The sequence below is a fragment of the Bifidobacterium hominis genome (assembly GCF_040095915.1).
GTDB lineage: Bacteria > Actinomycetota > Actinomycetes > Actinomycetales > Bifidobacteriaceae > Bifidobacterium > Bifidobacterium hominis.
The window spans coordinates 92113-111696 of record NZ_JBBMFR010000001.1 but is presented as its reverse complement, the minus strand read 5'-3'; the positions used below and the strand labels follow the sequence as shown (position 1 = coordinate 111696).

Below are 19584 nucleotides of genomic sequence, written 5' to 3'. Positions count from 1 at the left end.
CGTACAGAGTGTCTTTCCGAATGCAACCTTACCAGCCGACTCGCCTCAGCAGACAGCAAACCCACCAAACATGCGCGTAATGCCGCAGGTCAGCGACCGCCGAAGCTACCGCCACCGGAACCGCCGGACGAACCGCCGAAACCGCCACCGGAGAAACTGCCGCCGGAACCATTGAAACTTCCGGACGGAGACGCCGCCGAAATCGTCGATTGAATATCCGCGAAACCTGATTCCAACTGCGCGCCAATATCACCAAAATTGGCGCTGAATTGCGAGAAATCCATCGAATTCGTCTCAACCGAAGCAGGACCGGCGTAACGATGGTTGAAATACCATGAACGGTAACTCCAGTAGAGCAACGAATCGGAAGCGTTGGCATCAAGCCAATTCGGATCAGCCAATTGCGGATACGCCTTCAACATCTGCTTCATCGCCTTTTCGGAAATGCCGAACGCGGTGGCATACACCATGTACCGGCCCCACAACGTCATATCGGCCACACCGCGATCCTTGAATTCACTGAAATCCTCCATATAATGCTTCAATCCGAGCACCTGGCCAGCAAGATACTGCCCATTATCGGTAAGCCCCTTCAATTTGAGGTAGCTCAACGCAAACACGGATGCGAACATCATCGGCACGGAAATTACCGCGAGCAACGCAAGATTGCCGATGGCTCCGAAATACAGCATGGACAGGAATGCCAGCATCACAGCGCAAATGCCCGCGGCAAACGCTCCCCCACCGCATATCGACGTGGCACCCAGCATGGCGAATTCATTGTCGCACGTATTCGTGAACTTCTCCTGAAGCTTGTAACCGTTCTCCCAATCGGAGAAATTCTCGTTCATCTGATCCAAATCGAACACCGGAGAGCCGATGCGTTCGGACGCCGTCACCAGCAAGTCGAGCGCAGCCTGCTCGCTCGGGCACAACCGCAACGATTGCACGTTGTCAAACACCACGGGAAGTATCACCACCGTGCTGGTTTTGCCCACATCGCGGGTTCGAGCGGGATCGTTGGCGATCAGCCGTGCAATATCGGCATTGTTCGCTTGGCTCATATCAATGCCCTGATACATGGCGGCCACACCCGGGTAGATGGCGATCGCTCCACGCGAAGCGAGCGAGAGCACGGAAGCCGACATTTTTCTGCTCGACAATGTCTTCGAATGCTTGTCGGCGACCATATGCAGCAACTCCGCAGCACTGGCAGGACTCATTTCCGGCTCGTCACGCCAATACTCGATGTCACCGTGGTATTGCGAACGATTGAAACTGCGCAATGCAAGCGCAACGGCGATCACACACAACACCAGGCCGATCACAGCGATGGCGATCCACGTGATCAAGCGGATACGCGCTTTTTTGCGCTGCTGATCACGCCACTGCCGCTCCTGTCGGGCCTCGCTTTTCATGATGCCGTTTTTGATGGTGGTATCACGAGTGCGTGCCACACCGCTGGTCGCATCGACATCGAACATGGCGACCACGTCAACATAGTCGCCGGCACGAACGTCGTGCACGGTGAACTGCAACGACCCTTTATCACCACGTTCAGTGGTTGACGTGCGTTCGGTGTGCAGCCAAGCCCATGAATTATCTGCTGTGATGTCGTTCGGGAACGTGATGGTGCCGGTGACTTTGCCGATGGGAATCTGATTGTTCGCGCCGAACGGCTCCCATTGGAACGTGGCCACGTCTTGATAGGCGGTGGTCACGCCCTGCATGGTCATGGTGATGTCGAATTTCATGCTGCTTGCCGACGTGGTGACGGGAATGTTCCATCCGATTTCGATCTTCTTGGAACGATCGTCGGTATTGCCGGCAACAAGACCGTCTTTTGCTGGATCGAACGGTTGCGGATTGCTGTCACCTTGCGAAACATCGGCGATATACCACTGCTTCGCATGTTCTTGATTCCATTCGCCGGTGCTGTAGCTGCTTGGGATTGCGATATCGCCCTGCTGATAGGTTTCCCCCGTTGTCGCATTGCGCACACTGATATCGGTGATATTGGTCAGATCGCTTTCCTTCAGCATGTACTGCTGGTACAGCTGCTTCCACGGATGATCGCCGTCGTCATCGCTGCGGTCAGCGAGTTTCATGTCGATATGCTGGGTGACCTTCAAATCGCCATTGCTTTGCACCTGCACATCGTAGTCGAGCGTTTTGTAGCTTAAGTCGGCGCTGCCATCATCCAGCGCTATTGCCAGCAACATGATCGCCACAACGCCGATGGTGGCGGCAATCGCGATAAAAACGCTGCGCACTCCTCGTGATGCGTATTGTTTGGCCGCCATGATCCCTCTTTCTCATTCCTTCTTCTCTCAGATGTCCGTACAACAGACGGCCGTACAAGTCGAACTGAACAGTAAAACCCCATCGTTATCGGACGGGGCTTTACGTGCATGTCAGAACTTGACTTGCGGAACCTGACGATCCGCTTCGTCCACCTGGAAGTAGGGGGCCTGTTCGAAATGGAACAGTCCTGCGATGATGTTGGTTGGCACGACTTCAATCCGGGTATTGTACTTCTGCACGACATCGTTGTAGAACTGGCGTGCGTAAGCGATTTTCTCTTCCAACGATTTCAGCTGACTCTGCAGATCCATGAAATTCGTATTTGCTTGCAGCTGCGGATAGTTTTCGGATACAACCTGCAGATTCATGAGCGCGCGGCTCAGCTGGTTTTCCGCGGCGATGCGCTGCGCCACGTCACCGCTTTGCGCGGCCTGCACCACGCCGGCACGGGCCTGCGTGACCTGCGTGAACACTTGGGATTCGTGGGCCGCATAACCTTTGACCGTTTCCACCAGATTCGGAATAAGATCGGCACGCTGCTTGAGCTGCACATCGATCTGCGCCCAGCCGTTCTTCACACGATTGCGCAGTGTGACCAGCCCGTTGTAGGCGCTAACGGCCCAAAGCACGATGAGAACAACGACGACGGCAATGATGATGCCAACGACCATGATGACTCCTTCGTTAATGACTCTTCAAACCATTCTTGCATGCACCTAGGCATGTTATGACAAAACCCCTGCCCCCGTATCTCATTTTCATACATTCTGCACGAAACGAAAAGTGCCCCGCACCTTTCGGCACAGGGCACTTCAGTCAATCAGTTATGCAGTTATGCTGCGAGGGATCCTCTTGAGGACGTCAGTCTTCGAACGGATCGAAGTCGCGGCGGACGCGGCGGCGAGGACGCTCAGAACGCTCTTCGCGATCGGCACGGTACTCGTCGTAGTTCTCATCGGCTGCGTAACGCGGATTGCGGTCGTCGCGGCGGCTGCTGCGGCGACGGTCGGAACGACGATCATCACGATCATAATCACGATCGTCACGATCGGAACGACGGCGACGCGGACGATCATCATAATCACGATCGTCACGATCGGAACGACGGTCATCACGATCATAATCACGGTCATCGCGGTCGGAACGACGACGGCGCGGACGATCATCGTAGTCGCGGTCATCGTCACGATCGGAACGACGACGACGCGGACGATCATCATAATCACGATCGTCACGATCGGAACGACGGTCATCACGACGGTCATCGCGACGGTCATCGCGACGGCCACGGCTGCCGCGACGGTCATCGCGATCGGAACGCTCACGACGCGGAGCGGAAGATTCCTGATCTTCGTAGCCCGGAATGGCCAGGGAGATCTTGCCACGATCGTCAACGCCCTGCACGACCACCTCAACGGTGTCGCCTTCCTTGAGCACGTCTTCGACGGCGTCGATACGCTCGCCGTTGGCCAGATTACGGATCTGGGAGATGTGCAGCAGGCCGTCGGTGCCCGGGGTCAGGTTCACGAAGGCACCGAAGGAGGTGGTCTTCACAACCTTACCGTTGTAGGTTTCGCCGGCTTCAGGAACGTGCGGGTTGGCAATCTGGTCGATGATCTGCTTGGCCTTTTCAGCGCCGTCGCCACCCTCGGAGGAGATGAACACGGTACCGTCATCTTCAATGGCGATTTCCGCACCGGTCTCTTCCTGGATCTGGTTGATCATCTTGCCCTTCGGGCCGATGACCTCGCCGATCTTGTCGACCGGAACGGTGGTGGTGATGATGCGCGGAGCATACGGGCTCATCTCGGCCGGGCCGTCGATGCACTCGTTGATGACTTCGAGAATGGTGGTGCGGGCTTCCTTGGCCTGCTGCAGAGCGGAGGCAAGAATGTCTGCCGGAATGCCGTCGAGCTTGGTGTCAAGCTGCAGGGCGGTGATGAATTCGGAAGTGCCTGCGACCTTGAAGTCCATATCGCCGAATGCGTCTTCGGCACCGAGAATATCGGTCAGGGTCTTGAAGATGTGCTGGCCGTCAACATCACCGGACACGAGGCCCATGGCGATGCCGGCAACCGGAGCCTTCAGCGGCACGCCTGCGGCGAGCAACGACAGGGTGGAGGCGCACACGGAACCCATGGAGGTGGAACCGTTGGAACCAATGGCTTCGGAGACCTGACGGATGGCGTACGGGAACTCTTCACGGCTCGGCATCACAGGCACGAGAGCCTTCTCGGCCAGAGCACCGTGACCGATTTCACGACGCTTCGGGGAGCCGACACGGCCGGTCTCACCGGTGGAGTACGGCGGCATCTCATAGTTGTGCATGTAACGCTTGGACTGCGGACCGGACAGTGCGTCGATCTGCTGTTCCATCTTGAGCATGTTCAGGGTGGTGACGCCCAGAATCTGGGTTTCGCCACGCTGGAACAGTGCGGAACCGTGCACGCGCGGAACGATGTCCACTTCAGCGGACAGGGTGCGGATGTCGCGCAGACCACGGCCGTCGATGCGGTAATCCTGGGTTAGGATGCGGCGACGCACGATCTGGCGCTGCAGCTCCTTGAACGCATTGCCGATCTCCTTTTCCTTTTCGGCATCGTCCATGTCGGTGAATTCACCGGCGAGAGTGGCTTTGACGCCTTCCTTGATCTCATGAATGCGATCCTGACGCGGCAGCTTCTCGGCAATGGAGAGAGCCTCGTCGAGATCAGCGTGGGCGATTTCGTCGATGCGGTTGTACAGATCTTCGGTGTACTCCGGGAAGAGCTGGAATTCCTTGGTTTCCTTCGCAGCGATGTTCTTGAGTTCGGCCTGAGCCTCGCAGATCACCTTGATGAACGGCTTGGCGGCTTCAAGACCACCGGCAACGACTTCCTCGTCCGGCTTGGTCTGGCCTTCGTCGTAGATGAGGTGCCAGGCGTTCTTACCTGCGCCAGCTTCGATCATAGCGATGGCAACATCGCCGTTCTCCACCACGCGGCCGGCAACCACGATTTCGAACACGGCGCGCTCACGCTCGCTCCAACGCGGGAAAGCGACCCACTGACCGTCGATCAGAGCCAGACGAACGCCGGAAACCGGACCCTCGAACGGCAGACCGGAAATCATGGTGGAAGCGGAAGCAGCGTTCAGAGCAATAACATCGTAAGCATCGTCCGGGTTGACGGCGAGCACGGTTTCCACAACCTGCACTTCGTTGCGCAGCGTGTGCGGGAACAGCGGGCGCAGCGGTCGGTCGATGATACGGCAAGCGAGAATAGCTTCGGAGCTCGGGCGGCCTTCACGGCGGAAGAACGATCCCGGAATCTTGCCGGCGGCGTACATCTTCTCTTCCACGTCCACGGTAAGCGGGAAGAAGTCGTAGTTCTCCTTCGGGCTGGAACCGGCGGTGGTGGTCGACAGAATCATCGAATCATCGTCAAGATAGGCGGCGACGGCACCATCCGCCTGCTGGGCGAGACGACCAGTCTCGAAGCGCAACGTGCGCTTACCGAATGAACCATTATCGATTACGGCTTCAACAGCCTTGATTTCGGGACCCTCCATAGGGTTCCTCCTTTTTTTCTTTTCTTTTACCAACTATCGGCAGTCCTCTTCAGCGGACTCCAACCGATTTCTGCATGCGTGACGCGACGTTACCTTCGTCGCTTCCTCATCTTTAGATTCTAGACCTCATGCGCCCTAAACCTTGGGCTTTCAAACTGTCTTTTCCTCAACGCGGCTGTCATGCAAAAACGCCCGAACGCCAAGGAAGGCATTCGGGCGAAAGAATTTAACTATCGGCGCAGACCCAGACGCTCGATCAGGGAGCGGTAACGGTTGATGTCAACGCGCTTGAGGTAATCAAGCATACGACGACGATCGCCGACCATCAGCAGCAGACCACGACGGGAGTGGTGATCATGCTTGTGCTCCTTGAGGTGCTCGGTCAGATCAGCGATACGCTTGGTCAGCAGAGCAACCTGGACCTCCGGGGAGCCGGTGTCACCCTCGTGGGTAGCGTAAGTCTTGATGATTTCCTGCTTTTCCTCAGCCGTAAGTGCCACGGCATCCTCCTTATGTTGCTGCGCGGTGCTGCCGGTCCAATACCGACGCGCTCTCTATCCGCGGGCGAAATACGCCAAAGGGAAATCATACACGAGGGGCAGACCAAATCAGACCATGCCGCAAGCGACGCTTCAGACCACGTTCAGCAGCCCGCCGAACAGCACCACCGCGAGCGAAATGCTCTCAATTACGAAAAACAGCAAAAACGACGCCCAACTGCGCGTAAGCACATTGAATTTCGATTCCTTTTTGATGCAGACCAGCAGTCCAACCCACAGCACCGCGTAGACGGCGACACCGCATCCGGCCGCGATAATGCCAAGATTCGCGGCGTTGGCAAGCCCCGAGGAATCGCCATACATCACATAAGTGGCGTTCCAGAAGTTGAAGCTCAGCAGGCACATGCCGGCAACGAACTGCTCGGCGGCGAGTCCCACCACAAAAACCGTACCCCACAGCCATTTCTTCACATCGGCGACCATCAATCCCAAGCCGGTCATCGCCATGATGGTGACGGTCCACGAAATCAACGCAACACCCTTGGGATCAAGGAAACCGAGGTTGTCGACAATCCAAGCCGCATCCTTGACCGCGAGAAAACGTCCCCACCAGTAGGGCACGATCAGAGCCACCAGCACCAGCGCGATGAACAGCGCCCAGTGTGCCGGATGCGATTTACGACGCTCGATGTCGGCCAAGGAAAGATCAGACGCTTCAATGGACGCCGTCGGATGCTTGGAAACGTCGACCTGTTCGATCACGCCGTCGACGACTTCCGTCACCTTGTTGCCTTGCGTTTGTGCCATACCCGCTCCGTTGTATTGCGATTACCGCCTGCTGCGACCGTCACGCCGCTGTCACGACACGTCCAGCATACCCAGTCGTCGAAGCAATCGCACGGCAGGTATGCAAAAGGCGTGCCATTAAGCACGCCTTTCTTCTTCTCTAACGATTGTGTGGAGCGGATGACGGGAATCGAACCCGCGTAATCAGTTTGGAAGACTGAGGCTCTACCATTGAGCTACATCCGCGCACCGTCTATGCCGACCGAAGTCAACACGAAACGACTCGAGCTATTATACACATTCCCTCAACAATCGCAAGTCGAAATCGCAATAATTATTTTTCGACCACGCAAACCTGGTACGGTTCCAACGCGACCTCAGCGGGAAGCACGATGTCGCCATCCGAATCAAGACGTGCGATCTGACGCGCGGACGAGAAATTGAACAATCCGAGAACAGTGCGTCCTTCAACATGGCGCACCACCGCAAGAACCGCATCATTATGCGCGTCCCAAGTGGTGACCCACGCTTCGGGCGCGAAAGCGGGATCGTCGCGCATCTCACGAACGCTCTTCAATCCGTCCCACATCTGCTTCTGCAGGGTGCCAGTCTGCTTGCGCTTGGCCGCATTCTCCCAATTGAAGGGACTGCGATGCAGATTACGCGAATCCTCGACGCGGTCAGGATCTTCCTTGTATTCCCAGCCGTTGAGCTGCACGATTTCGTCGCCGCAGCTCAACATGGGGAAGCCACGCAGGAACGACATGGCGGAATGCATCATCAAATCGCGTTTCATCGAAATGTCGAGCAACGGCTTGTCATGCGTGATCAGAGCGCGTTCCACACCGCACAGACTGGCCGTGGTGCCGCAGCTGCGCGCATCCTTCGACGCCTCGTCGTAGTTGTACAGCTCGCCCATGGCCCAGCTGCCAGGCACCGAGCCCTCGTAGAAGTGGTACAGGAATTCCTTGTGCTTGAGCGGGTCGATGCCGAGGCTCTCCTCCATCGGCTCGTCCAAGCCCCAGCCGATGTCGTCATGACAGCGCAGGTAGTTGACGAACCAGCAGTTCTCCGGCAGCGCGTTCAGCTTGTCGAGCTGGTCTTTGAGTAGGCGCACGTCCCCACTGGCAAGCGCACTCCACAGATTCACCATGATCGACACGTTGTAGAGCATGTGGCACTCCGGCTTTTCCGGCGTACCGAAGTAGGCGGCGAGCTCCTTGGGGGCCATCACCACTTCGCCCTTCAGCACTACTGCCGGGCAGACGCATTCGAGCACGATGCGCAACATGCGTACGATGGTGTGCACTTGCGGCAGGTTACGGCAGTTGGTGCCGAGTTCCTTCCAGATGTAAGGCACCGCGTCGATGCGGAACACTTCGACGCCAAGGTTGGCGAGGCCGAGCACGCTGGAGAGCACCGACACGAGCACGTTCGGGTTGCGGTAGTTCAGATCCCACTGGAACGGGTAGAACGAGGTGAGCACCCACTTGTGCATCTGTTCGTTCCAGGTGAAGTTGCCGGGGGCAGTGGCCGGGAAGACTTCCGGCACCACGGCGTCGTACTGGTCGGGAATGGTGCGGTCGTCGTAGCAGTAGTAGTAATCCTGATATTTCGGATCGCCCGCTTGGGCCGCCTTAGCCCAACGATGGCTGGATGCGGTGTGGTTCATCACGAAGTCGAGGCACAGGCTGATGCCGGCCGCACGCAGTTTTTTGGTGAGCGCCGCGAGGTCTTCATTCGTACCGAGCGACGGATCGACGGTGTCGAAATCTTCCACCGCATAACCGCCGTCGTTCTGCGGATGCGGCATTTTCAGCAGTGGCATAAGGTGCAGATACGTGAGCTTCTGCTCTTTCAGGTACGGCACCTTGCCTGCGAGTTTCTTTAGATCTCCGGCGAATAGGTCGGTATACATGGTCATGCCGAACATGTTGCCGCGCTTGTACCATTCCGGATCGGCGAGACGCTTGGTGTCGAGGCGTTTCAGATCGGCGGGGCGTGCCGCATGCGACGCCTTCATCAACTCGGTGAGGTTTTGGAAGGCTTCTTCGGCCTGTTCCCCATACAGATCCGTCAATAGTTCGCGCAGTTCTTCGCTGTTCTTCGCGATGCGCTCGTCAAACGCTTGGTCGGACTTGGAACGTGCCATTCCTCTACTCCTCTTCTCAGGGAACCTCGTTGTTATGAGTATTGGGTTTCACTGCTTTCATTGCTGCGATGCTGGCACAAGTGTAACGTGAATCAACGGTTTTATCAAACCGGTTCGAGGCGTTTTGACGACCAATGTCAATCGATTGACGAAATTACTGGTTATTGTGCGATTGCCCGCGATTGCGCAATCGCCATTCACGCTTCTATTGTCACCACCGCGGATGCAACAGCTCCGTCATGGCTGATGGAAATATGCATTTCGCACGATTGGCCATCCCCGTCAACCGGCAACCCCAACGATTGCCGCAACTTGCATCGCACCTCGGGTGAGAGCATGACGTGGGGCACGCCGTGGGAATCGTCAAGTATTTCGATGCGCGACCAAGGAAAATCGTCAAGCGTGTACGGATATGCAATGTCGCCATCTCCTTTCGCCCTACACGAAATCGCCTCGCACCACGCCTTGAGGAAGGCCTCCTTGCCCGCCCAGCGGGCCGCAAGATGCACCGCCTCGCCATCCCGCTTGACCCGCGCCCGTTGAGCGGTCTGCCATAGCTCGCGCGCGGAGAACAGGTTTCGCATGCGCGACCCAGGTTCGCCCAGTTGCTCGGCGAACGCAGGCACATCCACGACGTCATGCCCCAAACCCAGCATTTTCCAGCCTTTCGAAAGTTTTCAGGAAGAAACGAGCCATGTCGACTTCCGCAAAACAGGCGGGCGACACTTCGTTTTCATGCAAGGATACCATCATACTTAAGCGCTTCATCCTCTGTCGTCCGCACTGTGCAGACATGGAACGGGAGTTGTGCAGACGGGCAGTAAGGTGATTCAAGAATATGAAAATCCCGTATCTGCCGCGAAATGCTGAGATTGCGACAGATACGGGATTGATAATCGTGCGCTGAGCGCCAGAAATTTCAGGCGCTCAGACGCGGGGATCAGGCTTCGAAGTAGCCGGAGGCGCTCAGACGCGCGTTAGGATCGAGCAGCATGGCCTTCTCCACTTCGTGCGCGTTGTAGCCGCGGCCATCTTCATGGAAGCGACGGTTGTCGATCGGCTCGTAGAGCGCGGCGCGTCCCATCATGCCTTCCTCAAGGCGACGCTGACCAGCGGCCAGACGCTCGTTGGCGCGATCACGCCATGCATTCAGCGCCTCGACGCCCGCGGTGTTGGCCACCGCAGCTTCAAATGCGCCCGGATTGACGATCGCAGCGAAGCCGGATACGTGACCGAAACCGAGCGACGTGGCCAGGCCTGCCTTAACGGAGCCGACCTTCAGCGGCTCGCGCAGCCAGACCATGTGGTCGTCGCGCATGAGCTTCGGATCAACGCAGTCAAGGGCGGCATTGGCCGGGATCACACCGGACTTGAACAGCTGGGTCAGACCGTTGACCTGGAAGATGCAGGCACCGCCCTTGGCATGGCCGGTAAGCGTCTTCTGCGAGATCACGAACAGCGGGTTGCCGTCAGCACGGCCAATGGCGTGGGCCAACGTGTTGTGCAGTTCGGATTCGTTCGGATCGTTGGCGTTGGTAGACGTATCGTGCTTGGAAACCACGGCGATGTCGTCCGGAGTGACGCCGAGACGGGCCAGATCGCGCACCAGCTTGGAATCCTTGCCGCCCATGCCCGCTGCAAGCGCGCCCAAGCCCGGAGCCGGGATGGAAGTGTGCGCGCCGTCGGCGTAGGAGTGCACGAATCCGATCACGCCGGCAACCGGCAGGCCGAGCTTCAACGCGATATCGCCACGGGTCAGCAGAATGGTGCCGCCACCCTGGGATTCCACGAATCCGCCGCGACGACGGTCGTTCGCACGGGAGAAGAATCGCGCGTCGATGCCCTTGGCGTACATCTCCTCGGAGTTGGCGGTGGCGTTCATGTTACCGAAGCCGATCACGGATTCGACGCCGATGTCGTCGATTGCGCCGGTGACCACGAAGTCGGCCTTGCCGAGCGCGATCTTGTCGGCGCCTTCCTCAAGGGAGACGGCGGCGGTGGCGCAGGCGGAAACCGGCTGGATCATGTTGCCGTAACCGCCGATGTAAGACTGCATCACGTGCGCCGCGACGACGTTCGGCAGGGCTTCCTGCAGGATGTCGGTCGGGATCTCGTGGTTGAGGAAGCGATCCAGGTAGAGCTTGCGCATAGAGGCCATGCCGCCGAAACCGGTACCCTGCGTGGAGGCGACCATCGACGGATGCACCGCTTCGAGGATTTCGGTCGGCGTGAAGCCTGCGGACAGGTAGGCATCAACCGTGGTGACGATGTTCCACAGGGCGATCTTGTCGACGTCGCCGACCATGGAAGCCGGAATGCCCCACTTGACCGGGTCGAAGCCCTTCGGGAACTGGCCGCCGACCGTGCGGGTCATTGCCGCGCGACGAGGCACGCGAATCATGGAGCCAGCATGGCGGGTGACGTTCCATTCACCGGATTCGACATCGGCCGCGAAGCTGGTGTGGGCTTCGTCGAGCTTGACGTACTCTTCGGCGATCTCACGAGTCGGAACCGAGAAGGTCACATCGTGGTCAAGGAACACCTCGGCCTCTTCCTCGTCGGTGCCGTCCTTATAGTCGTTGCCCATGCCTTCATCGAACGGACGCACGCCGGAGCGGGCCACAACCTCGTCATGGTAGCGTTCCGCGATATCCTCCTCAGGCACGAGGTTGCCGTCAACGTCGTACCAGCCCGGCTTGGGACTGTCGTTCCACGCCAGCAAGCCCATGTTCCACGCCAGTTCGAGCACCGCGCCGGCAGACAGATCCACTTGGCCGTCGGAATGGATGCCGAGTTCGGCTTCGAAGCGGGTGCGGCCGGAGCCCCATGGGCCAAGTTCACCCACGGACACGATGACGATTTCGTCTTCCGGACGTGCGCTGACGTTCTGCCAATCGGCAAGATCGACCTTGGCCTGACGCGGAGCACGCGGGCTTGGCAGCGCCTTGATGAGCGTCTTGACCGCAGTATCGGATTCGTTGCCTGCGATTGCGTTCTTGGCATTCGCCGCTTCCGCCTGAGCCGCGTCTTCCATGGCTTCCGCACGCAGTGCCTTGATATCGATCGGCTCGTTACCGAGTCCGCCGGTCAGATCCACGTCGAGCGGAGCCTTGGCCGCTTCGATACGGGATTCGCGGGTGGAGAGGTTCAGCAGTTCAACCGCGATTTCGGCGGTGGAGTAAGTCTTCAGACCGTGACGTTCCACCACTTCGACCAGCGGATCATTGCCGCCCATCAGGCCGGTGCCACGCACCCAACCGATCTTCGGATGGGCGAAGGTCACACGGCTCGACCACACCTTTTCAGCACGAGCACGGTTCACAATCGCATCAAATGCGCTCTTCACCTCGCCGTAAGCACCATCTCCGCCGAAAATACCGCGGTTCGGAGAGCCCGGCAACACCACATGCAACTTATGCTGCACATCAGTGTCGGCACCGATCTTCGCAAGTCCGGCAATCGCACGCTCAACACCCCACAGCATGAGGCGAGCCTGAGATTCGAACAGCTCGCCGGAATCAGCGAGGCTGCCATGCACCGGCGGAGCCGCGAACGGGAAGAACAGGCTCGGCTCGTAAGCAGGCTTGAGAATCGTGGTGGTCGCACCGGAAGTCTTCTTCTGCACATTGCCAACCCAAGCGACCAACGCGTCCACGTCACGGTAACTCGAGAGGTTCGCAGGAACCAGCCACAGCTTGGCATCGCCCGCCGCATGCTCACGGTAGGTCTGCTTAGCCCACGCCTTCACGCTCGGCTTGAAGCTGTGCGAGGTGGCAACCACGGTGGCACCACCGGCAAGCAGGCCGTTGACCACCTGCGCTGCGATGGAATTCGGGGCAACACCCGTCACCACGGCGATATCTCCAGCGAAACGGCTGGTTTCCGCCGATTCGGAAGCGTTCTGAACGGCTTCGTCGGCAACACGCTTGAAAGCAGCCTTCAGATCCGCACTATCGCTCTTGTCTGCATACCAGGCGGCTTCGTCGGCAATGGTCTCACCAAGACCGATGAAGCTGCCGTTCAACGCGGATTCGTCGTTGTTGTAGTAGGCGCGTGCCAGATCCTCACGTGCGGAAGCCCAACGATCGTCGAACAGAATGGCCTTGCGCTCGTCGAAACGAGGTTCGACCTGCTTCGGCCAGTCGGCGCCAAGTTCAGCTTCGACCGCGGCCACAACAGCGGCATTCTCGTCGGTTGCGTCTTCGGCAACCGGAGCGGCAACGCCCAGCTGGTTCAGCACGAACTTCGCGGTGGAGGCGAGCACGCCATCGGCGCCGGTCACCTTGGCCGCGAATGCGTCCAAAGCAGCGGAATCGACAACTGCGCCACCGGCGGCACCACCAGCGCTCGGCATGGCAACGGTGATGCCCTTATCGGCGGCAACCTTCTGCACGGCCGCATCGATCAGCGCATTGGCTGCGGCCGCATTGGAAGCCGCGTCAGTGCTCAGGGAGGCAAGATCGCCACCGCGGGAGCTTGCGCCTTCACGGGTTTCGAGCACGAGAGCAGCCACCACATGGCTGGCCCAGCCTTCGCCAAGCTGCCAAATGTCGGTCACACGCTTAGTGATTTGGCCGAGCTTCACACCGGCGGCGCCGAACATGCCACGCACACGGTCGCGCACAATGTCAGACAGCACCGGACCGAACGCCTTGTAGTTCGGAGCGACCTTGTTGACCAGAGCGCTCAGTGCCTTGACCGTCGCCTCGGCAGCGCCATCCACGGAAGCCACACCCAGTTCGGAACTGATGTCCATAAGCAGCTGATTACGGCGAGAAGACACACCATTGGTCAGCGTATCGGTGGTATCGCTTTCACCGATCTGATCGGGGCGAACCTTAGCCGAGTAAGCCAGCAATGTGGCAATCGCATCGGATGCCTTGAATGGAATATCCGCGACAGCAGCGCCAGACGGAGCACCGGCGGGAGCTGCAGCAACCGGAACTTCCGCAACAGCAGCAGGAGCAGCTGCAGGAGCCGAGGCAACAGCCGGAGCAGCAGCCGCAGAAGAGGCAGAAGTCGCAACTGCAGAATCGTCAGCATCTTCTTCCGGAACCAGCGAATCGGAATCGGTCATGTATACGCGGCCTTCATCGCGACCAACGTTGTACACCGTCACATCGCGACCGGCAAACTGCGGCAGACGCAACGTCTTGGACCCCAGATTGGCGAGCGTCGGAGCATTGCCAAGACCAACCTCCACATACTCTTCCACACCAAGACCGCCCTGCTCGGCGGAACCGAACAGCAGAGCCTGCGTCTCGATCCAACGCACCGGAGAAGCGAACTGCCAAGACAGCAGTTCCGTAAGCAGCAAACGACCAAGCTTCTGATCATCAGCAGCATAGGAATCCCAAATCTGCGGATCATCCAAAGCGGCCTGAATGCGCTCGGACGGCACGACTTCGAGAATCTTGGCCGCGAATTCCTTCGTCATTTCGAACGGCGCCGCAACCAGGTTCGGAATATAGCGTCCGACCAGACGGCCACGGTAATCGATGGTCTGAGGCAGGAGTGCGTCGAGCTTGTCACGGAATTCCGGCACACCCTTGCGTAGCAGCGTGGAATGGAACGGCACATCGATGCCCGGCACCAGCATGAACGCGGGCTTGCCGCCATATTCGGCCACACGGCGGGCGGAATCGGCCTTCAGCGCCTTTAGACCGGCGATGGTGCCTGCCACGGCATACTGCTGGCCCGCCAGGTTGTAGTTCACGATTTGCAGGAACTCGCCGGAAGCCTTCGACACGGATTCGACGTACTCGCGCACGCCGTCATCGCCCACACCGAACTGGTTCGGACGCAACGCACCCATACGGTAGTTGGAACGGCCCTTCTCATCGCGCGGAATGAGGTGATGCATGGTGGAGCCGCGGTGGAACACGAGTTCGATCACGGTTTCCAGCGGAATCACGTTGGCGAAGGAGCTCAGCGCGTTGTATTCGCCCAGCGAGTGGCCTGCGAAATAAGCGGGCCAAATGTCGGCGCCGGCTTCGCGCAGACGTGCGGTCTGGGCGAATGCCACGGTGGCGAGCGCCACCTGCGTGAACTGGGTCAGGTTGAGCAGGCCTTCCGGATGGCGGTAGGTCACGCCGTTGGCGGTCAGTTCCTTCGGATTGTCGCGTACGACGGCAAGGATCGAGAATCCAAGCTTCTCGCGGGTCACCTTGTCGGCGCGCTTCCACACGTCTCGTGCGGCCGGGGACTTGGCACGCTCGTCGAGCACCATACCCTGCTGCTGTATGCCCTGGCCCGGGTAGACGAAGGCGGACTTCGGCGCACGCACGATGGCGGTGCCACGGGACACGATATTGCCGTCGATGCGGCTGGTCACTTCCAGCACCATGCCGGCGTGGGCCACACGGCCGACGCGTTCGATGGAGATCTCCACCTCGTCGTCGAGCTGCACCATGCCGTACATGTTGTACGTCCAGCCTGCGATCTCGTAATGCGCGCCCTTCTCGTCGAGCGCCTGCACCGCGTACTGGGCGGTGGCGGACAGCCACATGCCGTGCACGAGCGGCGCGGCGAGACCGGAGACGGCGGCACCGCGATGAGAGGTGTGAATCGGGTTGAAATCGCCGGAAGTACGGGCGAAAGCGGTCATCTCGTGTGGAGCGGTCACCTTGACGCGGCGCAGCAGTCGGCGCGGAGTGCTTTCGATTTCGGCTTCGATTCCACCATAGTCGGGCGCTTCCGGCGGCAGCGCGTCGGAGTACGCGCGGCCGCGGATGGCGAAACGCTCGGTTTCGTTGGCAAGCAGCGTACCGTCCTGAGCGGTGTGCGTGACGTGGATGGTCACCACACGGCCGGAAGCGGATTCGAAGTAATCGTCGGCCCAGCTGGTGAGCTCGATGCGCTCGCCGGTGTGCTTCAGCAGCTCGTCCTCGCTCACCTCGAGTTCGATGAGGTGGTCGAGATGCACGGCGTTGAGCAGGCCTTCGATGACCGGGAAGCCGTTGACGTACACGGAGCCGAGGGCCGCGTAGATGGCGGGCCAAGCCGGTCCGACGAGCGCGTCCGGGGCGATGCGGGACGGCACAAGGTCGCTCGGCAGCGCGCCGCCGGTGGCGGCCTCATGGTCGAAACCGAGGTTGGCCGACAGCGTGTAGCTGGCATGCGCCTGGCCGAACGGGAAGGCGGTCTTGTCGGACACTTCCTCGATCTGCGGCATGGCGGTGAGCTTGTCGCCGGTGATGGCGGTGTTGCCGATGCCCGCGGTGTCGGCGAGCATGCGGTAGACGTGCTCCGGCAGACGGTCGCGGTCCACGACCGGGAACAGGCCGGATTCGTTGCCGTCGACGTTCAGCGGAATGACGATGTCGCGTACGGCGTGCTTGGAGGCGCCGCCGTCCGGATCGTTGTCCCAGAAGGTGTCGAGATGGATGTCGAGGTCGTACTTTTCGACGCTGCCTTCAACGGCCACCTTGCGGATCTCGTAGTTGGCGTCGCCGTTGGCGGTGCCGTACGCCGGGTTGGCCATGAGATGGCCCACCCACGAGATGTTCGGGGATTTGCGAATGAATTCTTCTGCGGAAGATGCCGCTCCGAGCTGTGCGAACGCAGTTTTGTCCGCGCTTGGCGATTCTGCGGAAACGCGCTTGACCATGGCCGCTTCGAAGCGTCCAAGAATGTCGGCTACAGGTTCGTCAACGGTGGTGATGCCCGCAACGGAGATCGGACCAGGAATAATGCGCACGGAATCGGCGGAGTAACGGGAGTCTTCGGACTGCCACAGCTGATCCTGGCCCCACCAACGCAGCAGGTCGTTGTCGATGACGGGCACGAACGGCATTGGCTTCGGGTATTCACGCACGAGCACCGGGAACCAGGCTTCATCCATCGGGGTGACGGTCAGTTCGTCGGCTTGCGGATAGGCTTCGGCAAGCTTGGCGATGGCCGCATGCGGATCGGCTTCCACATCGGCGCGGGATGCGAACAGCGATACGAATTCGCCGCTTTCCTGCGTGGTGACGCGGGCTTCAATACGCTGCAGCAAGTGCAGGAAGCGATCGGCGTAGGTTTCGTCGACCCACGGGAAGGCGAGATCGGCGAAACGCTGCGCCCATGCGAGATATGTCATGGCCTTCAGGTCGCCGAAATACGGCTTTGCGGTGGCGTTCAACGCTTCGATGATTTCCTCGCGGCGGCTTTCCAGCTCTTCCGGATGCTTCATCACGCGCACCAGCAGGCGTCCGCAACGTGCGGAAGAGTTTTCCAGCTCGTAGATGTCGGCATGCAGATGGCTCAGGCCGGAAGTGACGCCGCCCTTGGCTTGGCCGCTCGGCACCCACTGCTCGCCCAACGGAGCGAACGGATCGCCGTCGGCTCCCTTGGCGGGAATACCCGGAGTGTTGACAAGCATCTGCTTGACTTCAGGGCTGGTGTGCGCTTCCTTGGCGGTCATCACGGCAGTGCCAACGAGCACGCCATCCACTGGCATGAGCGGACGGCCGTACTCTGCGGACCATTCGCCGGTGATGTAGTCGGCGCCGCGTTCCGGCGTGCCGATACCGCCGCCGACCACAAGCACCAGATTGGTCTGTTCACGTACTTCGGCATAGGTGCTCAGCAGCAGATCGTCCAATGATTCCCACGAATGGTGGCCACCTGCGGAGCCGCCTTCAACTTCGATGAGCACCTTGACCGGAGCAACAGCCTTGGCGATGCGCACCACCTGGCGAATCTGGTCGACGGTGCCCGGCTTGAAGCTCACATACGGGAATCCGTCGGCGTTGAGATTGTGAATGAGTTCCACGGCCTCGTCAAGTTCCGGAATGCCTGCAGACACGACCACGCCGTCGATCGGGGTGCCGCTGGCACGCTTCTTCGGCACGATGCGCTGGGATCCGAACTGCAGGTTCCACAGGTAGCGGTCCATGAACATTGCGTTGAACTCAACGGTACGGCCTTCTTCAAGCTCTTCTTCCAGCTTGGCGACATGACGGTCGAACACGCTGGCGGTCACCTGGCCGCCGCCTGCGAGTTCTGCCCAGTAGCCGGCGTTGGCGGCCGCTGCCACGATTTCCGGTTCCACGGTGGTCGGGGTCATGCCGGCGAGCAGTACCGGAGCCTTGCCGGTCAGTTCGGTGAATGCGGTACGCACCTTGTCTCCGGCGGAAGTGTGGATGATGCTTGGTGCGAAGCGGGTCCAGTTCTGGGTGCGCTCAGGCAGGGTTTCCAACGTGGAGAGCGTGCCACGATCGGCCACGGTGGAGGCTTCCACCACGCCAACACCAGTGCCTTGGGCAACGGTGGAGAACAGCTTGCCGACGGTGGTTCCCGGACCGAAATCCAGCACCCACAGGGCGCTTGGATCGGTGGATTTCATGAGCGCGCGCACGCGGGCGGCCCAATCCACATGGTTGAGCAGCACTTCGGCAGCAAGCTCGTGAGCGTGGTCGACGTTGATTCCGCAGGATTCCGCCCATGAAACAGCCTGTGAAACAGCCTCGGCCATAAGCGGGCTGTGGAACGGCAGGGTTACGTCAAGGTATTCGAGCACCGGTTCGAACACGCGACCGCCACGCACCTTCTCTTCGCGCAGCTTGGCTTGGTGCTTGTGTTCCTTGGCCACTTCCACGCCGAACGCGGCCAGGTCCTCCGGGTAGCCGGAGAGCACATAATGCGTGGCGGAATTGGTGACGGCCACTGCGATCGGGCCGCGAGCGCCGGAAACACGCTCGATCAGCGCGTCCACCTGCGCGCGGGTGATGTCTTTGACCGACAGCATCGGCGTGGCTTCGCCGTGACGTGCGGCAAGACCAAGCTGACGTGCCTGACGGGTGCCGGCAACACCGATCAGCGTGGCAATCGCAAGAATTTCATCGATTTGTACGGAAGCCGCCTCAACGGAACCTGCTTCAACGATCGCCTGCACCATGTGCACGGCGAGCACGCCCTGGGAGTGGCCGAGCACGGCCACCGGCTTGGCAACGGCGGGATTGTAGCCGAGAGAAGTAGCGTCAAGCAGCGCACCCAACTGGGCGAGCGCAATGCCAGGGACGCTGGCGGAAGCCGCCGCGGCAGCGCCGAGTCGCGCCGGATTCGGTTCGAATCCGAACAGGTCGACCGGGCGGCCGGTGGTGGCGAGCAGGTCGGCTGCCACCGGGTACAGCAGCGCCTGGGCTGCGTCGACATGGGCGTGCAGCGCTTCGCTGAGCATTGGATTGGCGCTTTGGTCGGCGAGCGCCACCGGCCATGGGGTGGATTGTCCGGCGAAGGCAAGCGCGTGCGGCTCACCGTTCAGTCGATCAAGAAAAAAAGTATTCATGATGTTCCTTACTTGTTTTA

General features: G+C 59.7%; 8 protein-coding genes and 1 tRNA gene. All 9 read right to left on the bottom strand.

The annotated features are described in order from the left end of the window. Positions 1-89: 89 nt before the first annotated feature. The gene (locus tag WMO36_RS00465; protein ID WP_349076407.1) at positions 90-2303 is read right to left on the bottom strand and encodes a DUF2207 domain-containing protein; all 2214 of its coding nucleotides are present in this window, start codon (positions 2301-2303) and stop codon (positions 90-92) included. A gap of 111 nt (positions 2304-2414) precedes the next feature. Next, positions 2415-2975 carry a LemA family protein gene (locus tag WMO36_RS00460; protein ID WP_099571001.1) on the bottom strand — a complete coding sequence of 187 codons (561 nt, stop codon included), beginning with the start codon at positions 2973-2975 and terminating at the stop codon, positions 2415-2417. Positions 2976-3165: 190 nt separating this feature from the next. Beyond that, positions 3166-5853, bottom strand: coding sequence for a polyribonucleotide nucleotidyltransferase (locus WMO36_RS00455; protein WP_099571002.1), 2688 nt, complete (start codon positions 5851-5853; stop codon positions 3166-3168). 230 nt (positions 5854-6083) lie between these two features. After that, positions 6084-6353 carry a 30S ribosomal protein S15 gene (gene rpsO, locus WMO36_RS00450; protein ID WP_003807806.1) on the bottom strand — a complete coding sequence of 90 codons (270 nt, stop codon included), beginning with the start codon at positions 6351-6353 and terminating at the stop codon, positions 6084-6086. A gap of 132 nt (positions 6354-6485) precedes the next feature. Then, entirely contained in the window at positions 6486-7160 is a 675-nt protein-coding gene (locus tag WMO36_RS00445) for a hypothetical protein (RefSeq protein ID WP_099571003.1), read from the bottom strand. Between the two features lie 151 nt (positions 7161-7311). Continuing rightward, positions 7312-7385, bottom strand: a tRNA-Gly gene (locus WMO36_RS00440). Positions 7386-7473: 88 nt separating this feature from the next. Next, complete coding sequence (locus WMO36_RS00435) at positions 7474-9291, bottom strand: alpha-amylase family protein (RefSeq protein WP_099571004.1); 1818 nt, start codon at positions 9289-9291, stop codon at positions 7474-7476. 197 nt (positions 9292-9488) lie between these two features. Next, on the bottom strand, positions 9489-9947 hold the full coding sequence (locus WMO36_RS00430; RefSeq protein ID WP_250778957.1) for a holo-ACP synthase: 459 nt from the start codon (positions 9945-9947) through the stop codon (positions 9489-9491). 284 nt (positions 9948-10231) lie between these two features. Then, positions 10232-19564 (bottom strand): fatty acid synthase subunit beta domain-containing protein, encoded by a 9333-nt coding sequence (locus tag WMO36_RS00425; RefSeq protein ID WP_349076402.1) that lies wholly within the window; start codon positions 19562-19564, stop codon positions 10232-10234. Between the last annotated feature and the right edge of the window lie 20 nt (positions 19565-19584).